Source organism: Modestobacter sp. SYSU DS0875, assembly GCF_054050915.1.
Map to the genome: position 1 here is coordinate 16,248 of NZ_JBJHAH010000022.1, position 20,467 is coordinate 36,714.

Annotated in this window: 21 protein-coding genes; 14 read left to right on the forward strand and 7 right to left on the reverse strand. The window is 76.2% G+C overall.

Going from position 1 to position 20,467, the window contains the following annotated elements:
• Window positions 1-28: 28 nt before the first annotated feature.
• Genes ACI79Y_RS13895 through ACI79Y_RS13905 form a run of 3 tightly spaced genes read left to right on the forward strand, consistent with a single transcriptional unit; the run spans window position 29 to window position 1,625 of the window.
• Complete coding sequence (locus tag ACI79Y_RS13895; protein WP_457159042.1) at window positions 29-679, forward strand: class I SAM-dependent methyltransferase; 651 nt, start codon at window positions 29-31, stop codon at window positions 677-679.
• The gene (locus ACI79Y_RS13900) at window positions 676-1,251 is read left to right on the forward strand and encodes a hypothetical protein (protein WP_457159043.1); all 576 of its coding nucleotides are present in this window, start codon (window positions 676-678) and stop codon (window positions 1,249-1,251) included. The genes ACI79Y_RS13895 and ACI79Y_RS13900 overlap by 4 nt, the downstream gene beginning before the upstream one ends.
• Window positions 1,248-1,625: a DUF4267 domain-containing protein gene (locus ACI79Y_RS13905; protein WP_457159044.1), complete on the forward strand. Its 378-nt coding sequence runs from the start codon at window positions 1,248-1,250 to the stop codon at window positions 1,623-1,625. Before ACI79Y_RS13900 ends, ACI79Y_RS13905 begins: the two co-directional genes overlap by 4 nt.
• Before the next feature lie 214 nt (window positions 1,626-1,839).
• Here the strand turns inward: ACI79Y_RS13905 and ACI79Y_RS13910 are convergent, their stop codons facing one another.
• On the reverse strand, window positions 1,840-2,835 hold the full coding sequence (locus ACI79Y_RS13910; protein ID WP_457159045.1) for a helix-turn-helix transcriptional regulator: 996 nt from the start codon (window positions 2,833-2,835) through the stop codon (window positions 1,840-1,842).
• A gap of 90 nt (window positions 2,836-2,925) precedes the next feature.
• On the opposite strand from ACI79Y_RS13910, the gene ACI79Y_RS13915 reads away from it, so the two are divergent.
• Window positions 2,926-3,678: an alpha/beta fold hydrolase gene (locus ACI79Y_RS13915; RefSeq protein ID WP_457159046.1), complete on the forward strand. Its 753-nt coding sequence runs from the start codon at window positions 2,926-2,928 to the stop codon at window positions 3,676-3,678.
• 13 nt (window positions 3,679-3,691) lie between these two features.
• Here ACI79Y_RS13915 and ACI79Y_RS13920 read toward each other — a convergent pair whose 3' ends face one another.
• Both ACI79Y_RS13920 and ACI79Y_RS13925 read right to left on the reverse strand, forming a co-directional pair.
• Window positions 3,692-3,871, reverse strand: a complete 180-nt coding sequence (locus ACI79Y_RS13920) for a hypothetical protein (protein ID WP_457159047.1) — start codon at window positions 3,869-3,871, stop codon at window positions 3,692-3,694.
• Window positions 3,868-4,020 carry a hypothetical protein gene (locus ACI79Y_RS13925; RefSeq protein WP_457075582.1) on the reverse strand — a complete coding sequence of 51 codons (153 nt, stop codon included), beginning with the start codon at window positions 4,018-4,020 and terminating at the stop codon, window positions 3,868-3,870. Before ACI79Y_RS13925 ends, ACI79Y_RS13920 begins: the two co-directional genes overlap by 4 nt.
• Before the next feature lie 75 nt (window positions 4,021-4,095).
• Here ACI79Y_RS13925 and ACI79Y_RS13930 point away from each other — a divergent pair, with 75 nt between their 5' ends.
• The 3 genes from ACI79Y_RS13930 to ACI79Y_RS13940 all read left to right on the forward strand — a co-directional run bounded on the left by ACI79Y_RS13930 (window position 4,096) and on the right by ACI79Y_RS13940 (window position 7,760).
• Window positions 4,096-5,748, forward strand: a complete 1,653-nt coding sequence (locus tag ACI79Y_RS13930) for a bifunctional 3'-5' exonuclease/DNA polymerase (RefSeq protein WP_457159048.1) — start codon at window positions 4,096-4,098, stop codon at window positions 5,746-5,748.
• 171 nt (window positions 5,749-5,919) lie between these two features.
• Window positions 5,920-7,023: a glycosyltransferase gene (locus ACI79Y_RS13935; RefSeq protein ID WP_457159049.1), complete on the forward strand. Its 1,104-nt coding sequence runs from the start codon at window positions 5,920-5,922 to the stop codon at window positions 7,021-7,023.
• A complete protein-coding gene (locus ACI79Y_RS13940) occupies window positions 7,020-7,760 on the forward strand; it encodes a GDSL-type esterase/lipase family protein (RefSeq protein ID WP_457159050.1) in 741 nt (246 codons plus the stop codon). The genes ACI79Y_RS13935 and ACI79Y_RS13940 overlap by 4 nt, the downstream gene beginning before the upstream one ends.
• On the opposite strand, the gene ACI79Y_RS13945 is transcribed toward ACI79Y_RS13940, so the two are convergent.
• Window positions 7,746-8,717 (reverse strand): patatin-like phospholipase family protein, encoded by a 972-nt coding sequence (locus tag ACI79Y_RS13945; protein WP_457159051.1) that lies wholly within the window; start codon window positions 8,715-8,717, stop codon window positions 7,746-7,748. The two genes, ACI79Y_RS13940 and ACI79Y_RS13945, sit on opposite strands and share 15 nt — an antisense overlap.
• Before the next feature lie 195 nt (window positions 8,718-8,912).
• A complete protein-coding gene (locus tag ACI79Y_RS13950; RefSeq protein ID WP_457159052.1) occupies window positions 8,913-9,131 on the reverse strand; it encodes a hypothetical protein in 219 nt (72 codons plus the stop codon).
• A gap of 245 nt (window positions 9,132-9,376) precedes the next feature.
• Between ACI79Y_RS13950 and ACI79Y_RS13955 the strand changes: the two genes are divergently transcribed.
• From ACI79Y_RS13955 to ACI79Y_RS13970, 4 genes are read left to right on the forward strand one after another with little or no spacing between them, the layout of a single operon-like run.
• Complete coding sequence (locus ACI79Y_RS13955) at window positions 9,377-11,845, forward strand: molybdopterin oxidoreductase family protein (RefSeq protein ID WP_457159053.1); 2,469 nt, start codon at window positions 9,377-9,379, stop codon at window positions 11,843-11,845.
• Complete coding sequence (locus ACI79Y_RS13960; RefSeq protein ID WP_457159054.1) at window positions 11,842-12,324, forward strand: hypothetical protein; 483 nt, start codon at window positions 11,842-11,844, stop codon at window positions 12,322-12,324. The genes ACI79Y_RS13955 and ACI79Y_RS13960 overlap by 4 nt, the downstream gene beginning before the upstream one ends.
• Window positions 12,324-13,007 (forward strand): hypothetical protein, encoded by a 684-nt coding sequence (locus tag ACI79Y_RS13965; RefSeq protein WP_457159055.1) that lies wholly within the window; start codon window positions 12,324-12,326, stop codon window positions 13,005-13,007. Before ACI79Y_RS13960 ends, ACI79Y_RS13965 begins: the two co-directional genes overlap by 1 nt.
• Window positions 13,008-13,041: 34 nt before the next feature.
• A complete protein-coding gene (locus ACI79Y_RS13970; RefSeq protein ID WP_457159056.1) occupies window positions 13,042-14,394 on the forward strand; it encodes a DUF2254 domain-containing protein in 1,353 nt (450 codons plus the stop codon).
• Between the two features lie 28 nt (window positions 14,395-14,422).
• Here the strand turns inward: ACI79Y_RS13970 and ACI79Y_RS13975 are convergent, their stop codons facing one another.
• A complete protein-coding gene (locus tag ACI79Y_RS13975) occupies window positions 14,423-15,019 on the reverse strand; it encodes a copper chaperone PCu(A)C (protein ID WP_457159057.1) in 597 nt (198 codons plus the stop codon).
• A 157-nt stretch (window positions 15,020-15,176) separates the two neighbouring features.
• Between ACI79Y_RS13975 and ACI79Y_RS13980 the strand changes: the two genes are divergently transcribed.
• Both ACI79Y_RS13980 and ACI79Y_RS13985 read left to right on the forward strand, forming a co-directional pair.
• On the forward strand, window positions 15,177-16,724 hold the full coding sequence (locus ACI79Y_RS13980; protein ID WP_457159058.1) for an LLM class flavin-dependent oxidoreductase: 1,548 nt from the start codon (window positions 15,177-15,179) through the stop codon (window positions 16,722-16,724).
• 347 nt (window positions 16,725-17,071) lie between these two features.
• A complete protein-coding gene (locus ACI79Y_RS13985) occupies window positions 17,072-17,956 on the forward strand; it encodes a hypothetical protein (RefSeq protein WP_457159059.1) in 885 nt (294 codons plus the stop codon).
• 318 nt (window positions 17,957-18,274) lie between these two features.
• Here the strand turns inward: ACI79Y_RS13985 and ACI79Y_RS13990 are convergent, their stop codons facing one another.
• Window positions 18,275-18,568 (reverse strand): hypothetical protein, encoded by a 294-nt coding sequence (locus ACI79Y_RS13990; RefSeq protein ID WP_457159060.1) that lies wholly within the window; start codon window positions 18,566-18,568, stop codon window positions 18,275-18,277.
• 112 nt (window positions 18,569-18,680) lie between these two features.
• Here ACI79Y_RS13990 and ACI79Y_RS13995 point away from each other — a divergent pair, with 112 nt between their 5' ends.
• Complete coding sequence (locus tag ACI79Y_RS13995) at window positions 18,681-20,444, forward strand: DUF2207 domain-containing protein (RefSeq protein ID WP_457159061.1); 1,764 nt, start codon at window positions 18,681-18,683, stop codon at window positions 20,442-20,444.
• Window positions 20,445-20,467 lie beyond the last annotated feature (23 nt).

Consider the following 20,467-nt stretch of genomic DNA (forward strand, 5'->3'; position numbering starts at 1 on the left):
CCCGCGGTCTCGCGGGCACCACCGGACCGTGCCCGAGACGCCTGGTCCTGCTGACTCCCGAGCCCCGGGGGTGCCGCCGACGTTCGTCGACGGCACCCGGCTGTGGGTGGACGCCCGGCTGCGGGCCCTCGTGCAGCGCCGCGCGGAGGCCGCGATCCTCCACCGGCTGGGCGGGGACGTGCCCGGTGGCCGGGCCCTGGAGCTGGGCACCGGCCGGCGCGGCACCGGCCTGCGGCTGGCGGTGGAGCGCTTCGGCGCCGAGCACGTCACCGGCATCGAGCTCTTCCCGGCCTCGGTGCAGGCCTCCCGCACGGCGACCCGCGACCTCGGCGACCGGGTCACCGTGCAGCAGGGCGACGCCACCGCGCTGACCCTGGACGACGCCTCCGTCGACGCGGTGTTCGGCTACCACGTGCTGCACCACGTCGGCCCGTGGCGCGACGTCGTCCGGGAGGCGGCCCGGGTGCTGCGCCCGGGCGGGCGCTTCTACTCCTGCGAGATGACCGCCCGGCTCATCGACAGCCGGCCGCTGCGCGCCGTCTCCCGGCACCCGGCCGACGGCGACCGCCCCACCCCGGAGGCGGTCGCGAGCGCCTGTCGGGACGCCGGACTCACCGTCGTCGCACAGGAGACGAGGCTGGCCGGCTGCTGGACCGGGCTGGTCGCGGCCCGCTCGTGACCGGCCCGGAGGCCCGCCCCGCCGCCACGCTGGGTGCCGCGCTGCGGCTGCTCGGCCGGCGGTGGCGGGCCGCCTACCTGGCTGCGCTCATCGCGGCGTCGGTGAACGCCGTCCCCGACGTGCTGCGGCAGGTGCTCGTCTGGGACGACCCGCGCTACGCCGCCGCCCTCGCCGTCGACGTCGTCGGCTTCACCACCGCGCTGATCGCCCAGCTGTGGGTCACCGGCGCGGTCGCCGGGCTGCCGGACGGCGGCCCGCTGCGGACCGGGGGTGCGCTGCACCGGGGCGCCGTGCTGGCCGTGCGGGCGGTGCGCCGGGCACCCGGCACGGTGCTGGCCGGAGTCGCCGCCGGGGGCGCGGTCTCCGCGCTGCTCACCATCCCGGCCTCGGTGGCCGCACTGGGGCTGGACCGGGTGATCGGGCCACTGGACTCCCCGGGCGTCGTGCCGTTCGCCGTCGCCACCGTCAGCGACTGGGTGGCCAGCACCGCCACCCTGCCCTTCCTGGCCCTCGTGCTCGTGCTGCTGGGTGCCGGTTGGCCGGGCCAGCGACCGGGCACCAGCCGGTCATGACTCGCGACTGGGACGTCACCCGCAAGACCATCGGCTCGCTGTCGGTGTGGCTGGGCACCGGCGCGCTGTTCGCGCCCCGGGCGATCGCCGGCGTGCTCGGCGTCCGCGAGCAGGCGGCCCGGAGCGACGTCGCGCTGCCGCTGCTGGTCCGCCTCATCGCCGCCCGGAACATCGCCATGGGCGCCGCGCTGCTCGTCACCCCGGCGCCGCAGGCCCGCCGGACCACGGAGGTGACCCTGCTGCTCACCGCGCTCGACGCCGCCGCGGTGCTGGTGGCCCGCCGCGGACGGGACGTGGCGAACCGCAGCGCCGGGCTGTCGCTGCTCGTGCTGTCGCTCGCGGCGGCAGGCGCGGTGCGCTGGCACCGCCGCTGACGGCGGCAGCCGGGAACCGCTAGGGCGTGTCTCTCACGTGCGGGTCCAGGCAAGGACGGCGGCCAGAACGACGGCGCCGCGCGGCCAGCACCGACAGGGCAGCGATGAGGACCGTCGCGATCCGGGTCTCCCTCCCGCCCTCGGTGGCGTCAGGTCGAGGGCTTGGGCCTCGGCGCGTTGTGCGGGGGCCCCGCTGTGCGGGCGGGTGGTGTCCTCAAGGACTCTGCGGCGTCACTGTGGTGGCGGCGACGGCGCCGCGCACCGCGCTGACTCGGAGGCGGTCGGACAGGGCGAGGACCTCGTCGCGCAGGGCGTCCGGGGTGATCACCTCGAAGTCCCAGCCGAGCCCGGCCAACATGCGGGCCATGCCGTCGAGGTGCTCGGCGCGCGTCTCGAGGAGCACACCGTCGACGTGCTCGCTCAGCCGTCCCGCGCTCCGGGGCAGTCGCTCGCCCGCATCCGCAAGGGTGGTCCGCAGCAAGACGGAGACTTCGTGCGACCACCTGACCGCCGCGATGCCCGACACGACCCGCGTCCTGGCGTCGAAGTCAGCGGGCACGACGTAGGAGCCGTCGTGCTGCTTGACTGAGGCGATGCGGTCCAAGCGGAAGGTCCGCACGTCATCACGGCCGTGGTCGTGTCCGGTGACGTACCACCGGCCGGAGTGGAACACCAAGCCGTAGACATCGAGCTCACGCTGCGACTCCCGCCCGTCCCAGGCGGTGTACGCGATCACGACGGTGCGCCGCGCTTGCGCAGCCGAGGCGAGACCAAGCAGCGTGTCGGCGCCGGCGGGAGCGGTGGCGCGCACCGGGGTCGTGAACTGTGCGGTCGAAAGCAGGCTGTCGAGCCGCTGGCCCAGGGCCCGCGGCAGTACACGCGACACCTTGGCCAGTGCGCTCGCCGTCGCGGCGTGGTCGGTGGTGGCAAGCCCCGCGCGTTCCGCGGCCCTGAGCCCCAGGACCACGGCGACGGCCTCGTCGTCGGTGAGCATGAGCGGCGGCAGCTTGTAGCCCGGTGAGAGCCGGTAGCCGCCGTACCTGCCCCGCTGCGCCTCGACGGGGATGCCGAGGTCGGCGAGGTGCTCGGCATAACGCCGCACCGTGCGCTCGTCGACCCCAAGCCGAGCAGCGAGATCGCCGACGGTGCGCTGCCCGCCCGTCTGGAGCAGCTCCAGCATGGCCAGCACGCGAGCGGTCGGGCGGGTCACGGCCCTCCTCGGCGCTGCTGGGGAAGAACTGCGATGCAGACCCGGCATACCGGGCGGAACCTGTCCACAAGCCAACCTAGCGTCGTGGCCATGAACACCGCCACCTACGTCCTCGTCCCCGGCTTCTGGCTCGGCGCCTGGGTCTGGCGCCCCGTCGCAGACTCGCTGCGTGAGCGCGGCCACGTCGTGCACGCCGTCGACCTCTCAGGAATGGGCGAGCGCGCCCACCTCGCCTCGCCCGAGACCGACCTGACGACCCACATCGACGACGTCGTGCACCTGCTCGAGCAGCGGAACCTGCACGACGTCGTGCTCGTCGGCCACAGCTACGGCGCCCTCGTGACGACCGGTGCGGCGGACCGCGTGCCTGAGCGCGTGGCGCGCCTGGTCTACGTCGACTCGGGGCCCCTGCCGGACGGCATGGCACAGGCCGACTTCGAGGGACCCGACGCGCGCGCGGCCAACGATGATCTGGTCATGACACACGGCGAGGGCTGGAAGCTCCCGCCGCCGCCCTGGGCCGTACTCGCCGCCGAGGTGGCCGAGGTCGACGACGCTGCCGTCGCCGCGCTGGTCGAAGGCTCGCAGCCGCAGCCCTGGCTCACCGCCACCCAACCGGTCGCGCTCACCGGCGCCTGGGAGCGGCTGCCACGGACGGGTGTGCTGTGCAGCTTCAGCCTTGAGCAACTGCAGCAGATGGCGCCACACGCACCGGTGTTCGCGCACATGGTCGACGGCGACTGGACTTACGTCGAGCTTCCGACGTGGCACTGGCCGATGATGAGCCGACCGGCGGAACTCGCCAAGGTGCTGGAGTCGGTCAGCCGCCTGGCACCAACCTGATGGCCGGGTACACCTAGGCGGGCACGCCGTCCGGGTCGTCCGGCCCCTCGGGATCGACGGTGGGCTCGACCGGCAGGTCCGGCTCGGGTGGGGCCGGGGGCAGGTCCTCGGGGGTGTCCGGCAGCAGCGGACCGGGGTCGTCCGGCATCGGCGCGTTCGGGTCCAGCGGCGGGTACTCCGGGTCGGCGGTCACAGCAGCCGGTCCAGGTCGTCGGGGCCGGGGCCCGTGCCGCCGGAGTCACGCAGCGGGGAGGTCTCGGGCAGGTCGTCGTCCGGCGGCTCGGTGGCCACCGGACCCTCGGCGTACAGGGTGTCGGGGTCCCTCGGGTCGATCTCGGTCATCCGCCTGCCCTACCCGGCCGACGCGCCCTGACGCACGGTGGCGCCGTTGTCGGACCCCTCGGCGAGACTGGGCGGGTGGAGCGGCTCCTGCTGGTGCGGCGGGGCGGGGACGTCGAGGTGCAGGCGCAGGCCGGCGGCGAGACGCAGGTGACCCGGCTGCCGGCCGCGGAGCTGCCCGGCTTCATCGCCGAGCGAGACGAGGGTGGGCCGGTCCGCTGGGTGTGGGACGACACCACCCGCTGGTACCCGGCGTTGCTGGACGCCGGCGTGCGGGTGGCGCGCTGCACCGACCTGCGGCTGTGCCACGCCGTGCTCCGGCGCTCCCCGTTCGTCGACCAGGCACTGCTGGCCGGCCCGGACACCGCGGGCTGGGACGCGCTCCAGCCGGTCGTCGCCGCCGACCCCGCGCTCTTCCCCCTCGCCGACCCCGCCGACGCGCTCGACCCGGCGGCCGAGGACGGGCGGCAGCGGGCCGCGCTGGCGGCCGCCGCCCAGCGCGGCCGGCTGGGGCTGCTGCTCGCCGCGGAGTCCTCCGGCGCGCTGGTCGCCGCGGAGATGACGCACGCCGGCCTGCCCTGGCGGACGGACCTGCACGAGCGGCTGCTGACCGACCTGCTCGGTCCCCGGCCCCCGGCAGGTCAGCGTCCGGCGGTGCTGGAGCGGCTGGCCGCCGAGATCCGCAGCGCACTGCGGGCGTCGGAGCTCAACCCCGACTCCCCGGGCGGGCTGCTCCGGGCGCTGCAGACCGCCGGGCTGCCGGTCGAGGACACCCGCTCCTGGACCCTCGAGCAGCTCGACCACCCCGCCGTTCCCGCCGTGCTGGAGTACAAGAAGCTGTCCCGGCTGCTGGCCGCGAACGGCTGGAACTGGCTGCACACCTGGGTCCGCGGCAACCGGTTCCGGTCGGTCTTCGTGCCCGGCGGGGTGGTCACCGGGCGCTGGGCGTCCAACGGCGGCGGCGCCCTGTCGGTGCCCACCCAGATCCGCCCGGCGGCGGTCGCCGACGAGGGCTGGCGGTTCGTCGTCGCCGACGTCGCCCAGCTGGAGCCGCGGGTCCTGGCCGGGATGAGCCGGGACGCCGCGATGGCCCAGGCGGCGCGGTCGGCCGACCTGTACGCCGGCATGGTCGCCGACGGCACGGTGGTCACCCGGGCCGAGGCGAAGGTCGGCATGCTGGGGGCGATGTACGGCGGCACCCGCGGGGAGAGCGGGCGGATGATGCCGCGGCTGACCCGCCGCTACCCGCGGGCGATCGGGCTGGTCGAGGAGGCCGCCCGGGCGGGCGAGCGTGGCGAGGCGGTGCACACCCTGCTCGGCCGCGGCGCGCCGCTGCCCACCGGCTCGTGGGCGGAGCAGGCGGCCGACCTGGGGGAGCCGCCGGAACCGGCCGGATCGCGGGAGGACACCGACCGGCGCCGCCGTGCGTGGGGTCGGTTCACCCGCAACTTCGTCGTGCAGGGCACCGGCGCGGAGTGGGCGCTGTGCTGGCTGGCCGACCTGCGCAACCGGCTGTGGGCGCTCGGCGAGGGCGCCCTGACCGACCGCCCGCACCTGGTCTTCTTCCTGCACGACGAGGTGCTGGTGCACACCCCGGCGCAGCACGCCGATGCCGTCGCCGTGGCCGTCCGGGCCTCGGCCGCCGAGGCGGGCCGCCTGCTGTTCGGGGAGTTCCCGGTCGACTTCCCGCTCGACGTCGCCGTCGTCCGGTCCTGGGCCGACGCCGGCTGAGTGGGTGACCGGCCGCTGTCCGGCAGGTCGTTCCAGCGCCGGTCACGCAGAGTTCGCCGGGGCTTCAGCGCCGCCGGGGCCGTGCGCGGTGGGGGACCGGCCGGCCTCCGGGCAGGCTGCGGGCATGCCCGGTGCACCCATCCCGGATCCCCACCGCGGGAGCCCCGCCCGATGAGGGTCCTGCAGGCGGCCAACTTCGTCTCGGCCACCTCGGGAGGGCTGCGCACCGCCCTGGACCACCTCGCCGAGGGCTACGCCGCGGCCGGCCACGAGGTGGTGCAGCTCGTCCCGGGAGCCGTGGACGGGGTGGTCGGCACCGACTGGGGACGGCGGATCCTGCTGCGCGCCCCCGCCCTGCTGGTGGCGCCCGGGTACCGCGCGCTGCTGGACCGCCGACGGGTCCGGTCGGTGGTCGAGCGGATCGCCCCGGACGCGATCGAGGTGCACGACCGGACCACCCTGCGCTGGCTGGGGCGCTGGGCCCGGGACGCCGGTGTCCCGGCGCTGGCGGTCAGCCACGAGCGGCTCGACCGGTGGGTGCGGCAGTGGACCCGGTTGCCCGGTGCGGCGGTGGCGGACCGGGTCAACGCCGGCCTGGTCGCGGACTTCGACGCGGTGGTGTGCACCACCCAGTGGGCGGCCGAGGAGTTCCGCCGGGTCGACGCGGGCGGCCTCGCCGTCGTCCCGCTGGGCGTGGACGCCGACACCTTCGTCGCCCGCACCGGCGAGCGGTCCGAGCGTGCCGGGGAGGTGCGGCTGGTCATGGCCAGCCGGCTCTCCTGGGAGAAGCGCCCGGACCTGGCGGTGAGCACGCTGCGCGCGCTCCGCCGCCGTGGGGTGCCCGCCCGGCTCGTCGTGGCGGGGGAGGGGCCGCTCCGCCGCCCGCTGCAGGCGGCCGCGCGCGGCCTCCCGGTCGAGTGGCTGGGCTACGTCCCCGGCCGGGACCGGCTGGCCGGGGTGCTGGCCGACGCCGACGTCGCGCTGGCCCCCGGGCCCATCGAGACGTTCGGGCTGGCGGCCCTGGAGGCGCTGGCGTGCGGGACCCCGGTGGTCGCCGCGTCCGGTTCCGCGCTGCCCGAGGTGCTGGGCCCCCAGGCCGGACGCGCGGCGCCGGGCACCGGTACCGCCCTGGCCGACGCCGTGCAGGACCTGCTCACCGTGCCGGAGCAGGTCCGCCGCCGGGCCGCCCGGTCCCGGGCCGAGCAGTACCCGTGGGACGCCACGGTGCGCGGGTTCCTCGCGGTGCACGGGGCGGCCGCGCGGGCAGTGGCATGACGGTCGTCGCCGCGCTGGGGGACAGCCTGACCTGCGGGGAGGGCGTCGGACTGCGCATCGAGCCGGAGGCCACCTGGGTGGGGCTGGTCGCCGCGGCCCTCCCGGGGGCGCGGCTGGTGCCGCTGGCGGTCGCCGGGGCACGGGTGGCCGACGTGCGCGACCGGCAGCTGCCCCTCCTGGAGGACGAGGTCCCCGGCGAGCTGGACCTGGCCACGGTGCTGGTCGGGCTCAACGACGTGGCCCGCTCGGGCTTCGACCCCGGCGCCGTCGGTGCCGGACTGCTCGGCATCGTCGCCGCGCTGCGGGCGCGGCGGGCGGAGGTGCTGGTCGGCCGGCTGCACGACCCGGCCGCCGTGCTGCGGCTGCCCGGCCCGGTCGCCCGGGCGGCACGCCGGCGGACCGCCGTGGTCAACGCCGCGGTCGACGCCGCGGCCGGGCTCCCGGGGGTGTACCGGGTCGACCTGGCGGCGGTGCCGGTGCTGACCGGTGCCGCGGGGTGGGCCGCCGATCGGGTCCACCCCAGCCGGGCCGGCCACCGGGGCCTGGCGGTCGCCGCGACCGGCGTCCTCCGGGCGGCCGGCTGGGCTCCGCAGCCGGTGGGCGAGCCGCCGCCGGGCCGCGGACCGACGGGTGCGGACCGCGCCTGGTGGGCGGTGCGCCACGGACTGCCCTACGCGGTCGGTCACGTCCGCGAGCTGGGTGGGCCGGTGGCCTCAGCGGTCCTACGCTGCGGCTGAGGCCGCCCAGGGGCGCCCGGCCAGCCAGCGCTCGGCCACCGCCCGGCCGGCGCGCAGCAGCCCGGCGGTGCTCCGGACGTCGCGCGGGCCGGCCGGCAGCGTCTCCAGCAGCCCCGCCGCCCACGCGTCGGCCACGTGCGGGACGACCTCGACCCGCGGGTCGTCCAGGGCGTCGCGGACCGCGGCGCGGTTGGCTGCCGCGCGGGCCACGGTGAACGACTGCAGCACCGTGTCCAGTGCCCCCGGCCCGCTCTCCACCGGTGCCACGTAGGGGGCGCGGCCCTCGGTGACCGGGACGCCGCAGGCCAGGGCCGGGACGACGTCGGACGCGGCGGCGCAGACGTCCACCCGGCCGGTCACCGGGGCGAGACCGCAGTCGAGGACCAGCACCCGGTCGTCGGGGCCGGCCACCTCCAGCGCAGCCGACACCGGGACCCCGTCGAGGATGCCGCCGTCGACGTGGCGGTGACCGTCGGGCAGCAGCACGGGGCGGAACAGCCCGGGCAGCGCCGAGCTGGCCACCAGGGCGTCACCGACCGGACCGGCGCGGTGCCGCTGGGCGGTGCCGCAGTCCAGGCAGGTGGTGGTCACCGTGACCGGGACCGACAGCTCGGCCAGGTCGTGCGCCGGCACGTGGGTGGCGATCATCCGGCGCAGCGGCCGGTCGTCGAGCAGGGCCCCACCGTGGCGCAGCGAGCGGGCCAGACCGGCGGTGCGGGAGCGCCACCCCGGGCGCAGGACGGCGGTCAGCGCCGGGTCCTGCCACAGCCGCGCGAGCTGGTCCGCGCGGGCCGCGTCGGGCCGGACGGCGAGGAACGCGGCGTTGATCGCGCCGACCGAGGCCCCGTGCAGGTGGTCGACGGCGATCCCGGCGCCCAGCACGGCCTGCAGCGCGCCCGCCTGGAAGGCCCCCAGTGCCGCGCCACCGCCGAGCACGACGTGGGTCCGCTGGGGCACGCGGTACCTCCCTCGTCGGTCCGGGTCGTGGTGGGCGCGGCGTGGCGGTGCGGGTGGGCACCGGCCGGCCGGGAGCGCCCCACGGTACGCGCGGACCGGCGGCCCGTGGCCGGCGGCGCAACGGCAGCGGGCCCCGCGGTCGGGTGACCACGGGGCCCGCTGCGGGCCGTCGCCGGCGAGGCGGAGGCGTATGCGTCAGGCGAGGCCCTCGTTGTGCGGCTCGATGCTCACCGACGGGTCGACGCCCTCGTCGGCCGCAGGCTGCACCGGCCCCTCGCCGGGCTTCGAACCACTGCCGGCGGCCGTGTTGCGCGAGGAGCGCTCCGGGTCGGTCACGTCGGTGGTGGTCGGCGCCTGCCCGATCCGCTTGGCGGCCTCGCCGGTGCCGGTCTCCTCGAGTTCGTGCTCGCTCACGTCTCCTCCATCCGTCGGGTGCGTGCGGGCCCCGCCCCTACCCCGGGACCGCTGGAGCACACGTGCACGGCGGGGCAGGGCCGTGCCGCGGGCCCCTCCCGGCCGTGCAGGAACCGGTGCTCCCGGCCTGCGCCCGGAGCCACCTGCGGCGATGTCAGGGGGATGCCGCACCCCGTGAGGTGTGACGTCCGGGCGGTCGGGCACCGCACGTGCGGGAGCCACGCCGAACGAGCAGGAGGCCGCTGATGTCACGGACCGACCGCATCGCCGAACCATGGGGCACGCGCACGCCGTACGGACCGGGGGACGACTGGCCGGTGCGGGTGGACGCCCACCTGGCCGAGGGGGTGGGAGAGGCCGACGTCGACCGCTGGGTGCAGTCGGCGACGATCCTGCACTCCAACGGCGACGGGCTGGACATCGCCGTCAAGGACGGCGAGATCGTCGGCGTCCGCGGCCGCGCCGACGACCGGGTCAACCACGGCCGGCTGGGTCCCAAGGACCTGTTCGGGTGGCAGGCGAACAAGTCGCCGGACCGGTTGACCAAGCCGCTGATCCGGCGCAACGGCGAGCTGGTGGAGACCGACTGGGACACCGCGATGGACGCCGTGGCCGGCCGGGCGAAGGAGCTGCTGGCCGAGCAGGGCCCCAGCGCGATCAGCTTCTACACCACCGGGCAGCTGTTCCTCGAGGAGTACTACACCCTCGGCCTGATCGCGCACGGTGGCATCGGCACCAACCACGTCGACGGCAACACCCGGCTCTGCACCGCGACCGCGGCCGCGGCGCTGAAGGAGTCCTTCGGCAGCGACGGACAGCCGGGCTCGTACACCGACATCGACCACGCCGACGTCATCGCGCTGTTCGGCCACAACATGGCCGAGACGCAGACGGTGCTGTGGACCCGCGTCCTGGACCGCCTCGCCGGCCCGAACCCGCCGCACGTGATCTGCGTCGACCCGCGCGAGACGCCGGTCGCCCGGGCCGCGACGGTGCACCTGGCGCCGCGGCCGGGCACCAACGTGATGCTGATGAACGCCCTCCTGCACGAGGTGATCGCGAACGGCTGGGTGGACGAGGAGTACGTGCAGGCCCACGCCGTCGGGTTCGCCGAGCTGCAGGAGCGGGTTGCCGACCACCCGCCGGAGCTGGCGGCCGAGATCTGCGACGTCCCCGTCGAGCAGATCCGCGAGGCGGCCCGCATCCTGGGCACCGCCGAGCGGCTGATGTCCAGCGTCCTGCAGGGCTTCTACCAGTCCCACCAGGCCAGCGCGGCGGCCACGCAGGTCAACAACCTGCACATCATCCGCGGCATGCTCGGCAAGCCCGGCTGCGGCCTGCTGCAGATGAACGGCCAGCCCACGGCGCAGAACACCCGGGAGTGCGGCGCCGACGGTGACTTGCCGGCGTTCCGCAACTGGTCGAACGAGGAGCACGTCAAGGACCTCGCGAGGGTCTGGAACCTCGACCCGATGCAGATCCCGCACTACTCGCCGCCGACGCATGCCATGCAGATGTTCCGGTACGCCGAGGAGGGCTCCATCCGGTTCATGTGGGTGCAGGCGACCAACCCGGCGGTCTCGCTGCCGGAGCTGGGCCGGATCCGGGAGGTCCTGGCCCAGGAGCGGCTCTTCCTCGTCGTGCAGGACATCTTCCTGTCCGAGACCGCCCAGCTCGCCGACGTGGTGCTCCCCGCCGCCACCTGGGGCGAGAAGACCGGGACGTTCACCAACGTCGACCGGACCGTGCACATCTCGGACAAGGCGGTCGAACCGCCGGGTGAGGCCCGGCCCGACCTGGACGTCTTCATCGACTTCTCGCGTCGGATGGACCTGCGCGACAAGGACGGCCAGCCGCTGGTGAAGTGGGACGACCCGGAGGGCGCCTTCGAGGGCTGGAAGGAGTGCACCCGCGGCCGGCCGTGCGACTACACCGGCATGAGCTACGCGAAGCTCCGGGGTGGCAGCGGCATCCAGTGGCCGTGCAACGACGAGCACCCCGACGGCACCGAGCGCATCTACGTCGACGGGCAGTTCTGGGCCGCGCCCGACTACTGCGAGAGCTACGGCCGGGACCTGGTGACGGGCGCGCCGGTGTCGCAGACCGAGTACGAGGCGCTCAACCCGCACGGCAAGGCGGTGCTGAAGGCCGCCGAGTACCTGCCGCCGCACGAGATCGTGAGCCAGGACTTCCCCTTCCAGCTGATCACCGGGCGCACGCTGTACCACTTCCACACCCGGACGAAGACCGCCCGGGCGCCCCAGCTGCAGAAGGCGGCGCCCGAGGTCTGGGTGGAGCTCTCCGCCAGCGACGCCGCCGACCGCGGCCTCGCCGAGGGAGACCTGCTGGAGATCAGCACGCCCCGTGGCCGGGTCGAGGCCCGGTTGCGGATCAGCGGCATCCGTCCCGGGGTGGCGTTCCTGCCGTTCCACTACGGCTACTGGGACTCCCCGTCCGGGCACGAGCCGGACGGGGAGCGCGGCCGGGCGGCCAACGAGCTGACCATGACCGACTGGGACCCGGTCTCCAAACAGCCGCTGTTCAAGTCCGCCGCCGCCCGCATCGAACGGCTCGCGAAGGGCGACGGCCGTCCCTCGGCGGCCCCGACCACGACCGGCTCCCGGCCGGTGACGGGTGACGTCCCGCCGACCGTGGGCGGCCCCGCCGCCGAGAGCACCGAACAGTTCGCGACCGTCACCGGAGGTGCACGATGAAGCTCGGCCTCGCCATCGAGGAGCTCCACCGCTCGGAGAACCACCTGGCCGGGGCGCTGCTCGCCGCCTCGGACCGGCACAAGGCCGACCACGAGGTCTTCTACGTCGCCCGCGACATCGCCCGCTGGTCGCAGGACCACGTGCAGGCGCTCGCCGCGATCGGGCACGACCACGGCGTGCAGCTCGACCCCGAGCCGGAGGGCGACCCCAGCCTGCTCGCCACCCTCCGTCAGCGGGCGTCGGACGCGGTGGGCCGGCGGTCGGAGCCGGGGATGCTGTTGCTCGCCGACCTGCGGCACATCCACCGCGAGGCCGCCGGGGTGTCGCTGGACTGGGAGCTGCTCGCCCAGGCCGCCCAGGGGGCCAGGAAGCCCGATCTGCTCCAGCTGGCCCAGCGCTGCCACCCGGAGACGCTGCGGCAGATGCGCTGGGCCAACGCGAAGCTCAAGGAGTCCGCGACCCAGGCACTGGTCAGCTGATGCCCGACCCGGACCGGGACGCCACCCCGCCGTCGACCCGGGTGGTCCTCCGCCCGCTGGCCACCCCGCTGCCGCTCGGCTTCCTCGCCCTCGCCCTGGCGACCACCGTGTTCAGCGCCGTCCAGCTGGGCTGGGTGGGCCCGGACCAGGGCCGGGTCGCCGGGATCACCGCGCTGGCCGCGACCGTGCCGTTGCAGCTGCTGGCCTCGGTCTTCGGCTTCCTCAGCCGGGACCCGGTGGCGGCCACCGGGATGGGCGTCCTCAGCGGCACCTGGGCGGTGGCCGGGTTCACCACGCTGACCCTGCCGCCGGGCAGCACGAGCTCGGGGCTGGGCGTGTTGCTGGTCGTGGCCGGGCTGGCCATGCTCGTCCCGGCGGCGACGGCGGTGAGCAGCAAGGTGCTGCCGGCGCTGGTCATGGCGGTCGCCGCCACCCGGTTCGGAACCACCGGGGTGTACGAGATGACCGGGTCGGCGGACTGGAAGGCGGTGGCCGGGTGGGTGGGGATCGCGCTCGCCGCGGTGGCGCTGTACGCCGCCCTCGCCCTCGAGCTGGAGGGTGCGCGGGAGAAGACGGTGCTGCCGGTCGGCCGGCGCGGCGCCGGGCGGTCGGCGATGGACGGCCGGGGTCCACTCGACCCGGGCGCCCTGGCGGCCGAGGCCGGCGTCCGGCCACAGCTGTGACCCCGGCCAGCGGTGCGACCGGGCGGGGCCGCCGGTGAGCGGGCTGCGCGACAGCCCACTCGGTGACCTGGTCGACCGGGTACGGGGGTCGCTGTGGCCCATCCCGTTCATCGGCATCCTGGTCGCCGTCGGCCTGGGCGTCCTGCTGCCCACGGTCGACGGCTGGCTCGCCTTCGGGGACCACCCGCTGACCTTCGCCTTCGGCGGCGGGCCCGCCGCCGCGCGGGACCTGCTCTCGGCGATCGCCGGCTCGCTGATCTCGGTGACCGGGCTGGTCTTCTCCCTCACCGTCCTCGCGCTGCAGCTGAGCAGCAGCCAGTACTCACCACGGCTGCTGCAGACGTTCGTCACCGACCGGGTCGTCCAGCTGACGCTCGCCCAGCTGGTGCTCACCTTCGTCTACGCCCTCACCGTGCTCCGCAGTGTGCGGACGGCGGACGCCACGACGGGCGAGTCGGCGTTCGTCCCCCGCCTGTCGATCGCCCTGGCGTTCGGGCTGACCCTGGGCAGCGTCGTGGCGCTGGTGCTCTTCATCGGCCACCTGGCCTCGGTGCTCCGGGTCGAGACGATGCTCCGCGACGTCCACGACGAGTCCAGCAGCACGATCGCCCGGGAGCTCGGCACCGGGGAGGAGTCCGGCCCGGCGGGGACCGAGGGCGACAGCCCCGCGCGCGGCCGGGAGGTGCTGCTGATCGCCCGGTCCAGCGGCTTCCTGGTGGGGCTCGACGCGTCGGCCGCGGTGGCGGCCGCCGCCGAGTGCCGCGTGGTCGTGGAGCTCGGGGCGCGGATGGGCGACTCGGTGGTCGAGGGCACCCCGGTGGCCCGGGCCCGGCTCGAGCCCGGCGCGGACCCCGACGTCGAGGCGCTCACCGGCCGGCTGGACGACGCGCTCCGGCTGCACTTCGAGCGGTCGGCCAGCCGTGACGTCGCCTACGGCCTGCGCAAGGTGGTCGACATCGCGCTGCGGGCGCTCTCCCCGGGGATCAACGACCCGACGACGGCGGTGCACGCCCTGTCCCACGCCTCGGCCTTGCTCGGCCGGCTCGCGGTCCACCCGGCCGACGAGCGGGTGTTCCGCGACGACCAGGGGGCCGTGCGGGTGGTCGTGCCGCCGTGGGACCTGCCGGCGCTGCTGCAACTGGCGGTGGAGGAGCCGCTGCAGTTCGCCGACGGGCAGCCGGCCGTCCTGCGCCGGCTGGCCGGGCTGCTGCGCGAGTTCGCCTGGCGGGCCCGCGGCCGCGGCGTCGACGACCTGGTGCTCGGTTATGCCGACGCCGTCGCCGAGAGCGCCCGGCGGTCCACCCAGGTCCCGGAGACGGAGACCCTCACCTGGCGCGACCGGGTCACGCAGGCGCTGGCCGGGGAGTGGCCCGCCGGTCCGCGCTGACCGGTGAGCCGTTCCTGGCCGTGCCGGCTCAGCCCTCCGACGGGGTCCCGCCCGAGGGGTCCTCGTCCGGGTCCGGGAAGTCGTAGGTCGGCAGCGGGTCCTCGTCCTCGGCCGAGACCATCGCGTCGATGGTGACCTCGCCGGCCCGCTCGAAGGTGAAGGTCACCGGGATCGACTCGGACGAGCGCAGTTCGGTCTGCAGGTCGACCAGGGTGATCGCCGGCATGCCCTCCGCCCCGACGTAGACGTTGTCGTTGGCGTCGACCTCCAGGGAGATGTCGTCGCCGCCGGCGCTGCCGTCGGGCCCGGCGATCCGGGCGTCGGCGAAGTCCGGACCGCTCACGTCGACGAGGGTGTCCGACTCGGTGCCGTCGTTGGCGATGCCCAGGAACAACGAGGCGTCCTCGCCGGCCTCGTACACGCCGTCCAGGGGGTACTGCAGCTGCACCTGCAGCAGCTTGATGTTCTCACTCACGTCCTCGTCGGGACCGACGGCGCCGCCCTGCACCTCGGTGCCCGGTGTCTCCCGCGGGGCGTCGTCGGAGCACCCGGCGGCGCCCAGCAGCGCGACAGCGGCGGCGGTCGCGAGTGCGCGTCGCCGGGGCGTGCGGTTGGTGGTGTCCACGGTGGTCTTCCTCCTCCGGTCGGTGACGGCCGGTCCGGCCGCCGTGGGACTCCCCGGCCACTACCCGGACCCGGCACCCGGTCGAGCTCTCGCCCCGGATCCGTGAGGGAACCGTGATGCGCGCAGGCGGGGCGGGGCGCCGTGCGAGAGTCGGCATGTGAGCGACCACGGTCACCCGCTGTCCTTCGGTGCCTTCCTGACCCCGGCCAACGCCGACCCCGACCGGACCGTCGCCCTCGCGGTGCTGGCCGAGCAGGTGGGGCTGGACCTGGTCACGTTCCAGGACCACCCCTACCAGCCCGGCTTCCTGGACACCTGGACGCTGCTGAGCTACGTGGCCGCGCGCACCGGCACGGTCCACCTGGCCGCCAACGTCACCAACCTGCCGCTGCGGCCGCCGGCCGTGCTGGCCCGCAGCGTCGCCAGCCTCGACCTGCTCAGCGGCGGGCGGGTGGAGCTGGGCCTGGGTGCCGGCGCCTTCTGGGATGCCATCGCGGCGATGGGTGGCCGCCGGCTGACCGGTGGGCAGGCGGTGCAGGCGCTGGAGGAGGCGATCGAGGTGGTCCGCCAGACCTGGGACGCCGACGCGCGGGGCGGCGTCCGGGTCGATGGGGAGTTCCACCGGGTGGTCGGTGCCAAGCGCGGCCCGGCGCCCGCGCACGACGTCGGCATCTGGCTGGGCGCCTACAAGCCGCGGATGCTCGCCCTGACCGGCCGCCGGGCCGACGGCTGGCTCCCCTCGCTGAGCTACCTGCAGCCCGGTGACCTGGCCCGCGGCAACGCGATCGTCGACGAGGCCGCGATCGCGGCCGGGCGGTCCCCGGCGGACGTGCGCCGGCTGCTCAACATCACCGGCACCTTCACCACCAGCGGACGCGGCCCGCTGCAGGGGCCGCCCGAGCAGTGGGCCGAGGAGCTCGCCGAGCTCGCCCTGGAACAGCGGATCGGCACGTTCGTGCTGGGCAGCGACGACCCCGACGACCTGCGCCGCTTCGCCGCCGAGGTGGCCCCCGCGGTCCGGGAGCTGGTGGCCGCCGAGGGCGCGGTCGTCGCAGGCCCTGCCCCCGCCGTGGAGGAAGCCGCGCCCGCGGTGGCCGGCGGGGTGTCGCCCTTCCCCGTCGTCCCCACGCCCGACGACGGGACCCGGCGCAGCGAGCGGCGGGTGTGGGACGAGTCGACCCGCCCGACCGGGCCGGCGCCGGACCCGGGGCGCAGCTACACGCCGGACGAGCTGGCCCAGGGGCAGCACCTGGTCGCCATCCACGACGGCCTGCGCGCCGAGCTGGCCCAGGTGCAGTCGCTGGTCGACCAGGTGGCCGCCGGCACGATGGACGTCGGGACGGCGCGGTCGCACATCAGCGTGCTGACCATGCGGCAGAACAAGTGGACGCTGGGCACCTACTGCGAGGCCTACTGCCGGATCGTGACCACGCACCACACCATCGAGGACCAGTCGATGTTCCCGCACCTGCGCGCCGGCGACGCCCGGCTGGGCCCGGTCATCGACCGGCTGGAGCAGGAGCACCACGCCATCCACGACGTGCTCGAGGGCGTCGACCGGGCGCTGGTCGAGTTCGTCTCCGCACCGGACGGGATGGCCGGGCTGCGCGCCGCGGTCGACCTGCTCAGCGACACGCTGCTGTCGCACCTGGCGTACGAGGAGCGGGAGCTGGTGGAGCCGCTCGCCCGGCTCGGCATGCACTGACCGCAGGGGCGCTCCCGCCTCCCACGCTCTCCGTGCGCAGTCCCCGCGCTGCCGCACGGGGGGAGCCCACGGAGACCGTGGGAGGTCCGAGCAGACGATCGGGGTGGGGGCGCTGGGACGCGAGGGGCGTCACTCGACGAATCGCCGACGGTGGATTGTCACGACTCCACAACACACCTACGGTGGCTGGGTCCGGTCGGCCGTCCCGCTCCCTGCGCGGCGAGGTCCGAGTGGACGCCACCGACGTCCGCCCCGTCATCGTGGGGACGGCGCGCCCGGTGGCCCACCGCAGCCCGCGGCGCCCCTCCCGGGGGCCCGCCGACCGCCGTCTCGGAGCCCTCCTGCTCATGCGCCCCCGTACCATCGCTGCCCGCCGTACCCCGGTGGCCCACCGCACCCCGCCCACCGGCCTGCGCCGCCCCTCGCTCTACCTGGCCGTCGCCGCCGCCGGCGCGGTCGGGATGAACGTGCTCGCCGGCCCGGAGCCCGTCGCCCAGGCGGAGGCGGCCCCCACCGAGACGGTGAGCGTGGCCGAGGCGCTCGGCCTGACCGCCGCCGCCCGCCCGGTCGACCCGGCCCGTGACCTGGCGCAGCTGGAGCAGCTGGCGGCCTCCCGCAGCAGCCGCGAGGACGCCCAGGTGGCAGCGCAGCAGGCGCAGGCCGCCGCCGACCAGGCCGAGGTCGACCGCCTGGCCGCCGAGGCCGAGGCGAGGGCCGCGGCCGAGCGGGCCGCCGCCGAGGAGGCGGCGGCGAAGGCCGCCGCCGAGGCCGCCGCGACCGCCGAGGCCGCCGCGCAGCGGGAGGCCGCACCGGCAGCCCGGCCTCGGGGCGGCACCGCCGCTGCTGCGACCCCCGCGGCCGCAGGCGGGGTGGCCCGGATCAGCAACAGCGCGGGCGGTGTCCGGCCCGTGGTCCAGGCCGCGGCGGACGCCGTCGTCTCCGCCGTGCCCGGCGCCGGCCGCATCACCCTCGGCGGCACCCGCGCCAGCGCGGCTGACCCCGGCGGACACCCCTCCGGCCTCGCGCTGGACTACATGGTGCTGAGGGACGCGGCCCTCGGGGACGCCATCGTGGAGTACCACCGCGCGCACTGGGCCGAGCTGGGGGTCGACTACCTGATCTGGGAGCAGCGGATGCTCTCCTCGCCGTCGGGCTCCTGGAAGGCCATGGAGGACCGGGGCAGCGGCACGGCGAACCACTACGACCACGTGCACGTGAACTACCGCGGCTGATCCCGCCGGGGCGTGCGGCCGTCCGCCCCGGCGCTGCCTGCGCAACGTCCCTGCCCCCGGCCGGCCGGGACGACGGGGCTCGGGGCACGGCCGCCACCGAGCAACTGGCCCGCACCCCTGCGCCGGCTCCGCAGCACGGCCTGCCGGTCACCGACGTCGTCGTGCTGCTCGGCGCCGACCGGGAGCGGGGCCTCACCGAGCAGGAGGCGGCCGGCCGGCGGGCCCGCATGGGCGCCGGCCGACGGGCACGTGCGGGTGGGGGAGAACGAGCCGCTCCACGAGCCGTCCTGACGCCGGGCGCCCTCCGCGCGGGTGCGGTCAGGGGCGCGGGTTCGTCCGCGTCCAGCCGCGCTCGTCCCGGCGGGCGCCCATGCCGGCCCGGCAGCGGCGGCAGACCTCGGCGACGGCGTCGGCGTGCCGGCCGGACTCCGGCTGCGCGTCGGCCCAGCTGACGTGCGGGAACCGGCGCAGCCGCGACCGGCTCAGCGACAGGCCGCAGACCGTCTCGTTGCGCCCCTGCTGCCAGGCGTGCACCTCACCGGCCGGCCGGCGGATCCCGTCGGGATCGGTCCACTGGTCCGCGGCGGCGACCGCCGCGCTCCCTGTTCCCATGCGGTCCGCCCTACCCACTGCGCGAGCCCCACGCACGGCCCGCCGCGTTGACCGGCCGTCGCTGCACGGCGATCCTCGGTCGGCTGCAGGTGGCACGGAGGACGGGGCGCGCATGGACGGCACGGGTACACCGCGGGCACTCGCGACGGGCGGGCTGCTCGTTCTCGGAGCGGTGCTGCTGGGCGGCTGCACCGGCGACGGACCGGCGGAGGCGATCCGCTCCTACGACGTGCGGGTCGAGGCGGCCGCCGACGGCTCGCTGCGGATCACCGAGACGATCGACTACGACTTCGGCGACGAGGAACGGCACGGGATCGAACGGCTGATCCCCGAGCGGCTGCCCCACGAGCAGACGCGCGACCGGCTGCACCCGGTCAGCGACGTCAGCGTCGACAGCCCCACCGGCGCCCCGGCGGACACCGAGCTGACCCGCGAGGACGGCGTGCTGACCATCCGGGTCGGCGACGAGGACACCGAGGTCAGCGGTCGGCACACCTACGAGATCGAGTACCGGGTCGCGGGCGTCGCCGACGCCGGCTCCGAGGTCGACGAGCTGCGGTGGAACGCCGTCGGCACCGGCTGGCAGGTGCCCGTCGACGACGTCGACGTCCGGGTCACCGGACCGGCGGGCGCCGCGCCGGTCGAGGCGGACTGCGTCGTCGGCGGCGAGGGGTCGCGCAGCCCGTGCGAGGTGGCGGTCGAGCCCGGCGGCGAGCTGCACGCGCAGGCGTCCGGGCTGGGGCCGGAGGAGGGCGTCACCGTCGCCGGGCGCTGGCCGGCGGGCACCTTCGCCGCCGCGGAGCCCGTCCTCGACGACACGTTCAGCCCGGCGCAGGCCTTCCGGGCGACCCCGGCCACGGTGGGCCTCTCTCTCGCCGCGCTGCTGGCCCTCGCCGGCCCGGTCCTGCTGCTGGCCCGCCGCGGGCGTCCCCGCGGGCCGTCCGGCCCGGTGCCGCCGCAGCTGACCCCGCCGCAGGACGGGCGTCCCGCGCAGCTGGGCACCGTGCTCGACGGACACGCCCAGCGGCACGAGGTGACCGCCACGCTGCTCGACCTGGCCGTCCGGGGTCACCTGCGGATCGAGGAGACCGGCGGCGTCGCAGCCGACGACGAGCGGGAGGACGCCGACGACGCGCCGGCGGACTGGCGGCTGGTGCGCACGGCGGCCGACCCGCGGGGCCTGCGCTCCTACGAGCGGCTGCTGCTGGACGGAGTCTTCGCCGAGGGCGACGTCCTCACCCTGTCGGACCTGCAGCCCCGGTTCGGCGGGCTCGACGGACGGGTGCGTTCGGCGATCTACGCCGACGTGGTCGAGCTCGGCTGGTTCACCGCCAGCCCAGCGGCCGTGCGCCGCCGCTGGTACGGCCGGGGCGCGGCGCTGCTCGGCCTCGGCGTCGTCCTGACCGTCGTGCTCGCGGCGACCACCACCTGGGCGCTGGCCGGTCTGGGCGTCGTGCTGGCCGGGCTGGTCGTGCTCGCCCTCGCCGGGCGGATGCCGCAGCGGACGGCGGCCGGCGCGGAGGTGCACCAGCAGGTGGTGGCGTTCCGCGAGACCCTGGCCGCGTCGGACGGGCTGGCGCAGGTGGCCGCCGGCCGGGTCGACGACCTCGCGGGCGACCCGCGCGCCCGGTACCTGCCGCACGCGGTCGCGCTGGGCGTCGCGAAGGAGTTCGCCCGGACGCTGGAGGCGGCCGGCCCGGCACCGGCGCCGGAGTGGTACGTGCCCGCGCACGGCGCCGGGTACGCCGGGATGTGGCCGGCCATGGTCGCGTTCTCCTCCCCGGACAACCCGGTGCTCTCCCCGCCGGTGAGCAGCGGCGCCGGCGCGACCTCGGTGGGCGGCGCGGCCGGTGGAGGTGGCGGCGGCAGCTGGTGACCCGGCCGGGAGCCGCGCACGCT